A 6903-nucleotide genomic window follows, 5' to 3' on the forward strand; every position below is an offset into this window, starting at 1 on the left:
TTGAGGAAGGCGCGGGCGGCATTGCGGCGGGCCTCCTCGCCGATCTTCACCAGATCGAGCGCGTTGGTCTTTTCCGGCTGGCGCGCGATGTTCCGCGTCCAGTTCGTCCAGATGTCGTGCTCGCGGATGGGACGCGGATCACCCAACGGCCGCCGCCCCGCGATCTCCTGGCGCTCGGCGCCTTCCGAGGTCAGCCAGTAATCCCGCTCCCGGTGCCGTGACCCGGACACATAGGTCTTGAAGCCGTCCGTGGTCTGCGAGCCGCCCGGTGTTACAAAGATATGCTCGGTCGTGGTGATGCCCTGGGCGGTGTTGGTGGTCATGGCATAGCCGTAGGCCAGCCGCATCCGGCCGGACTCCTTGTCGGCCAGCGTATCCCATTTCACAAAGCCCTCGCGGCCATGGTCGTTCCGCAGCACCAGGCCCTCCTCGCGGATGCTGGTGATTTCGAGGATCGAGCCGTTATCGCCGATCGCGCCCTTGCCGCCATCCAGCATCGCGGCGTTGGTCCTGGCGAATAGCCGGATTTTTTCGCCAGTCGCGATCGGCATGGCGTAATGCTCGCCGGTGTTCTTGTCGATCGCCGCCAGCGTCATGCGGCTCTGCCCCAGCTCGCCAGAGGCCAGCAGCCGTTGCCGGATCGCCTCGCCGATCGCGCGCGCGTCCTGATTGGTCGGTGTGCTGATCGAAAGCGTAAAGCGCGGCCGGTCGGCGTTCGCGCGCCGCCGCTCATCCCAGAGCGCAGCGGCACGCTCGATCACCTCATGATGGCCGCCAGCGACGATCTCGGCCGTGCCATCCTGCCGCTTCATGTCCAGCGCCATGCCAACGGCTTCGGCGCCGCCTTTGCGCAGCAGGCCCGCGATTTCGCGCGCGCGTTCATTGGTCTGCCGCACGCTGCTTTCGATTGAGGGCACCTCGCCCAGCCCTTTTTCGAGAAGGCCGATCACCTGGCCCGCCTCGATCGACTGGCATTGCTTCGGATCACCGATCGCCACCATGCGGAACCCGTGCCGCTCCTGAAGCCGCAACAGATCAAGCATCTGGCGCGTGCCGATCGTGCCCAGCTCATCGATCACTACGACGCTGCGGTTGGACAAATCCAGCCGGCCGCTCTCCACCCGGTTGATGAACACCGACACGGCCGCGATCGTGTCACGCCCGCCGGTCTCGGCCTCGGTATTTAGCCCAGCCTCGCGCAGCTCGCGCGCCTGGCGCCAGCCAAGGCTGATCCCGTGAATATCCGCGCCCTGGTCACGCCACGCCGCCACCAGCGGCTTCAAAAGCGTGGTCTTGCCAGCCCCGGCCGCCCCGATCCCCACCGCGAACCGGCCGCTCATGCCGAGATGATCGATCATCCGGCGCTGCGCCACGCCATGTTCGCCGGTGAAACTTAACCCGCTCGCCGCGATCCCGCGCTTGATCTGGGCCGGGTTGAGCGTGCCGCGCCGGTCCTGGCCTGCCTGTGCCGCCAGTTCGACCAGCGCGCTCTCCTGCCCAACATGGGCGCGCGTCGTCAGCCTGGTTGTGGTGATTTTCACATCCGGGTTGTCCGGGTCATCCCGCACGGTCTCAACCGCGATGATCTGGGTGCGCGCGGGCTCACCGTTGCCGCCAGCACCGCCCGTCTCGACAACCCCGCGCGCCCGCAACCGCGCAATCACCCGGTCCACATCGCCGCCATCCTTGATGCCGGCCGCCACCAGGCCACGCGCTGCGGCAACCCGCTCGTCCTCGTCCTTTATGACCGCCCGCCGGGCAAACTGCTCGCCCAGCACGCGCGAAGCGGCCTCATAGGCCCGGTCAAGCCGGGCCGCTTCGGGCAGGTTCTCCGCCGGCGCCGCGTCCTGCAGAACGCTCTTGTGCTGGTAGCCGCGTTCCTCCGCCTGGCGCCGCCAGCTCGCGAAGTCGCTCATATCGTCGGCCTTGGCACTGCGGCTGGCAAAGGCGCCGCCTTTCAGCAGCTTGATCCGTTCATCGCCAGTCATGCGGTCCCACTCCGCGCCCACCGATACGGCATAGGCTTTCGCGTCGGAAAGGGCATCGCGGGTCCGCTTACTGAACGCCGCCCGGATCTCCTCCGGCACGGCGCTGAGCCGCGCCGCGCCGGTGGTTCGGTCTAATTCTATACTGGCTCCCGCCCGCCGGAGATTCTGGGCAAGATGGGCCTGGTAGATCGCCCCCCATTCATGGATGCGGCCGTGCATCTGCATCGTGTTCAGCGACACCACACGGCCGCTCTCAGTGACGATGACATTCGGCACCGCGACATGCGTATGCAGCTGCGGATCACCGGCCACCTTCACGGAGACGATCTCGGTTTCCGTGCGGCCGTCCGCTGTCTCGCGGGCGATTTCGAGGGTGGGGCGGGCGGTATAGTGATCAAAGGTGATCCACCCGATGCGGCCCTGCTCGGTGCCTTCCTTGCCGCCTTTGCCCTTCCGCGCCTGGCCAATGACCTGCTCGATCTCGGCCATGGTTGCAGCCACCGCATCCTTGTGCGCCTGGGCAAGCTGGTTGCGCTCCGCCTCGGTCGGCGCGAAAGCCCACGCCAACGAAATCGTCTTGTCGGCCGAGAAGGTAAAATCAACGTAGCCGATCGGGGTTTTCGAGCGGTTCACCGCGTTCCGCCAATCGGCCGCATCCAGCGCCGCGCCATCCGCCCGCTTGCCATCAAGGATGTTGGCCCGCTCGGTCTCGGAAAGGCCGTTTCCGTCCTTGGCCCCTAGCGCCTTGTAGAGCCGCACAAGCTCGGGATGGGGGGCAGGCTGGTTCTGGTCGGCCTCCTGGGCTGGCGGACCATCCGGCGCCGCGCTGGGAGAGGCCGGCGCCAGCTTCGCCTCGATCCGCGCCCGGTCGGCCGCACTCGACGCCTCGGCCACCGCCAGTGCCTGCCGCAAACCGGTGGCTCCGCCCGCGCGCAAGGCATCGGCCCAATCGGCGCCCTTTGCTCCGCCCGCGACATCAGCCGGTGGCTCAAGATAGACCGCCTCGCCACCATTGGCCTCGATCAAGGCCGCGGCCTTGGCAGCCGCCTTCTGCCCGGCCTCGCCAACATCACGGCCATTATGGACGCGGGCATTGTCGCGATCGGCCAGCAGCGCAACCGGCGTCGAGCCGCTGAACTGCCCGGCCCAGGCCACCAGGCCGCCGGCATTGTACCCGACAACACCAGCCTGCCGCGTTGCCTGCACCACGCTGGCGACGGTCTCGAAGCCTTCACCGGCAACCCGCGCCTGGTCATGACCCCCGATCGGCACCGCCGCGCCAGCAGGCGGATGCAGCAGCCAGGCGCCCGAGGCCCCCAGCATCCGGCGACCGATTTTTGCTCCGCCCTCGGTCAGATAGGTGCGCTGCACGCCGGTCAGCCGCACCCGGCCGTCCTCATCCTGGCCAAACATCGGCGTCAGCATCACCACCGCCGCCCCAGCCGCCACTTCCGCCGAATCATAGTTCGGATGCGGACGGACCAGCCGCACATGGCTCATCAGCCAATCGGCATCGAGGCCGCGCCCGCTGAGATAGGCACGAACCGGCGCCCGCATGCCTTCGGCCTCTTCCACGCGCGCCTCATGCGCCGCCCGCTGCCGCAATTTCTGCCCCACCGACCCGCGCCAATTCGGCTCACGCAATTCGCCCGCGCCCGGAATCGCCTCATCCCAGAGTTTCCCGGCGATGCTCTTGCGAAAGGCGTTGCGCCGCACCTCGGCTTCGCGCGCTGCCTTGGCCGCCTCGGGGTCCAGCTCGACCGCCTCGGCTTTGACGCCCAGCCGGCGCACCAGGCTCTCGAACCGCCCGCCTTCGCTGGCGGCAAAGTCGGTCCATTGGCCGGTGGTGGCGTTGACCGAAACCGTCCAGCTATCCACCCCGCGCCAGGTCGCTTGCAGGCGCAACCGGCCGCCGCTGGTCCGGTAGGGCACACCGGCGGCATCAAGCGCCGCTGCAACATCGATCGCGCGCGGTTCCGCTGGCCTCTCCTCGGCCGCCGGGCCACGCGGCGGCACCGCAGGTTCACCGCCCCGCGCAACATCCGCCTGCCAATCGGCCGCCAGCGCCGCATCACGATCATATGCGGCCGCCTCCTCCATCGGGGGCGGGGCAAAATCATCCGGCCAGGGCGGCGGGCCGTCTGGTGCGTGCCCCAGCTCGCCAAGCGCCGCCGCTTCGGCGGCAAGGGCTGCGTCGCGGTCCTCCGTCTCGACCGCCTCGGGCGCCACCGGCGCCGCTTTCTGCGCACGGGTTGAAGGCGTCGCATCCACGGGCGCGGCCGGCAGATCGGACCCGTCAGCCCGTTTGCCGGCAAGCAGGTTTTCCAGCTCCGCGCGGGTCGGCAACCGCATCGGATCAAGCCCGAACACCTCGGCAAGCGGCGTCACCGCGCGCTGATATTGTTTGCCCGCGATCTTCTCGCCATCCGCCCGATTGCCCGCCAGCAGCTCGGCAATCTCGTCACGGGTCAGCGGGCGCGAGGTGTCGATCCCCAGCGCGGCAGCAACGGCCGGGTGCATGTCGCGCCGGGGCTCGGGAATAGTGCCAGGGCGAGCCGCGTCCGTGGCGGTGGCCGCCGCGTTATCTTCCGCCGCCTCGGTGCCCGGCTGCCAAAGGCCGCCCTCGGCCGTCATGCCGCGCTGATAATACGTCGCCATGTCCTGCTCGAAGCCCGGCAGCGTCATGGTCATCAGGTGATCCGCCATCTTCCCGGCGGCACCGGATGAGCTTGAGGCCGCACCGGCGCGGAACGTCAGCACCAGCCCTCGCCCGCCTCTTGCTGCGTAGCCTCATCGCCGGGCTCTAGCGCCGTGGCGAGGCCGCGCATCACCCCGGCCTCAACCTCGGCCCCCAGCCCGTCCAGCGTCGTGCCGATTTGCAGGAGCGCGGTGGTCTGATCGCGCAGCGCCCCGGCAATCTCCGCCAGGGATTCCTCAAGCGGGCTTTCTTCCGAAGGGGTCGCCAGCTCGATCAACCGCGCCAGCATTTGGCTGTGCGTGTTCTGCGTCTCGATCATCAGCCGCAGCGCCTGGATGACGGCATCGAGGCGGTCATCTTTCGGGGGCAGCGGGGCGGTTTCGGGCTCGGGCATCGGGCGGAACTCCTGCCCACCAACCTAGCGCCATTGCCCCTTGCGTCGCAAGCTCCATAGGTGCAATGGTCTGTAACTTCTTCTCTACTTTCTCCACCCGCACACTGGCGGAAGTTTGGCGGGGTTTTTGGCGCGGATATGCAGCGAACATGCTGTGTATTTGCATTTTATCTGCTGTGAATATGGCGAGCTTTATGGTGCGAATCTGCTGTGGTTGTGCTGCGTTCTATTGACGTGCAGAGGTTGAAATCGGTAGGATTCCCCATGCCCGCGCCTGATCTCGATATTGAAAAGCTCGGTGCGGCGATGGCTTCCGGCCTTCGCCGGCGGTCGCCTTTGATGGTCTGGTTTATCGAGCACCATGATGAATTTGCCGCCCTTCTCGACAAGCATGGGGCGCATTGGAAAGGGCTGGCGGAGCACTTCGCGGCGGCCGGGCTGGTCTCGCGCACCGGCCAGCCGCTCACGCCGCGCACGGTTGAAAACTATTGGCTACGGGCGCGGCGCCTGGTCGCCAAGCAACGGGCCGAAGGGCGCCCGGTTGCGGCGGCCCCAGCCAGCACGCCGGCGGCCGAACCGAAATTCAAACCCTTCACCTTGAGAAACGAGGGGCGCGGTGTTTCCCCTGCGGAACGCCAAGCCCTCGGCGATCCCACCGCACCGGCTGACCAGACGGCCCAGCCGGTGCCCAAGTTTCAGCGATCATGGATGAGAAATGAGGGCCGGGGCGTTTCCGCTGCGGAACGCCGCGCCCTCGGCGATCCAACTGCTCCGGCCGATCCTGACGATCCGAAATGGAGAGGCGACAAATCCCGATAGGAGAATTTGATGACTGAGGCCCCCTCATCAGAAAAGAAGCCCACCGGCGCGCAAAAACCCGCAACCCCCGTATTCCGCCCCGGCAGGGCAGCCGCCGGGCTCAAGCCTGCGGAAATCAAGCCGCTGCTGACCAGCGAGCAAATCCGCTCCGAACCCGTGGCTCAGGGCCTCGATCTCGCCGATCGGCCCAAGATCATCCTGACGGCCGGCCGGGGCAAAACCGGCAAAACCACCTTCCTGCGCTGGATCGTCGAGATGGCACAGCGGGACGGGAAAGCGCCGCTCCTGGCTGATATTGACCCCACCAACGCAACCTTCTCAACCTATTTCGGCGGTGTTGCTCGGCCGGACACCTTCAACCAGGCCGCCGTTCGCGACTGGCTGCAAGATTTCATGGAGTTCGCCATCGCCGAAAAACAAACCGCCATCATCGATCTGGGGGGTGGCGATACGATCCTGCGCACCATAGCCGGAGAAATGCCCGGCTTCGATGCAATGATTGAGGAGGCGGGCATGGCGGTGGTGATGTTCTACCTCGCCGGCCCGCATCCCGAGGATTTAACCCCAGCCGCCACGCTCGGCGCTTTGGGCTTTAAGCCCCGCGCACGAGCCTTCGTGCTCAATGAAGGTATGGCTCTGGCCGGACAATCGCGTGACCAGGCATTCGGGCGCCTCACCTCCTCGAACGTCTATCGCGATGAAACAACGGACGGGGCGCTCACCCTCTGGATGCCGCGCCTGCACGCGGCCGAGGCGGTCGAGGCTCGCACCGCGAGTTTCGTCGCGGCACGGGACGGTCAGACAGAACCGCCGCTCGGGGTGTTCAACCGCTCGCGGGTAGGCCACTGGCTCAAGGCGATGGATGAGCAATTCGCCGGCGTGAAATCGTGGATGCCATGAGCGAGGCTGTCGATCAGAGCGAGACAGAGGCCGCGATCCGCGCCGCGCAAGCGGAGCTGGATCGGGCCGAACAGCTTGCCCGGCTCGACAATGACCCCACCGCT

At 67.1% G+C, this 6903-nt stretch carries 4 protein-coding genes; 2 read left to right on the plus strand and 2 right to left on the minus strand.

Features of this window, described 5'->3' with window-relative positions; all coding sequences use genetic code 11:
• Together mobF and ACP5M5_RS14070 are read right to left on the minus strand one after the other, a co-directional pair.
• The coding region (gene mobF / locus ACP5M5_RS14065; protein ID WP_427938382.1) for a MobF family relaxase at positions 1 to 4679 on the minus strand (4679 nt) is incomplete at its 3' end.
• A 62-nt stretch (positions 4680 to 4741) separates the two neighbouring features.
• Positions 4742 to 5080 carry a hypothetical protein gene (locus ACP5M5_RS14070; RefSeq protein WP_427938383.1) on the minus strand — a complete coding sequence of 113 codons (339 nt, stop codon included), beginning with the start codon at positions 5078 to 5080 and terminating at the stop codon, positions 4742 to 4744.
• A 264-nt stretch (positions 5081 to 5344) separates the two neighbouring features.
• On the opposite strand from ACP5M5_RS14070, the gene ACP5M5_RS14075 reads away from it, so the two are divergent.
• The gene (locus ACP5M5_RS14075; protein WP_427938385.1) at positions 5345 to 5899 is read left to right on the plus strand and encodes a hypothetical protein; all 555 of its coding nucleotides are present in this window, start codon (positions 5345 to 5347) and stop codon (positions 5897 to 5899) included.
• 9 nt (positions 5900 to 5908) lie between these two features.
• Positions 5909 to 6799, plus strand: coding sequence for a hypothetical protein (locus ACP5M5_RS14080; protein WP_427938387.1), 891 nt, complete (start codon positions 5909 to 5911; stop codon positions 6797 to 6799).
• The last annotated feature ends 104 nt before the right edge of the window (positions 6800 to 6903 follow it).

It is taken from the genome of Acidibrevibacterium sp. (genome assembly GCF_049965395.1).
In the GTDB taxonomy this organism is placed as follows: Bacteria; Pseudomonadota; Alphaproteobacteria; order Acetobacterales; family Acetobacteraceae; genus Acidibrevibacterium; species Acidibrevibacterium fodinaquatile.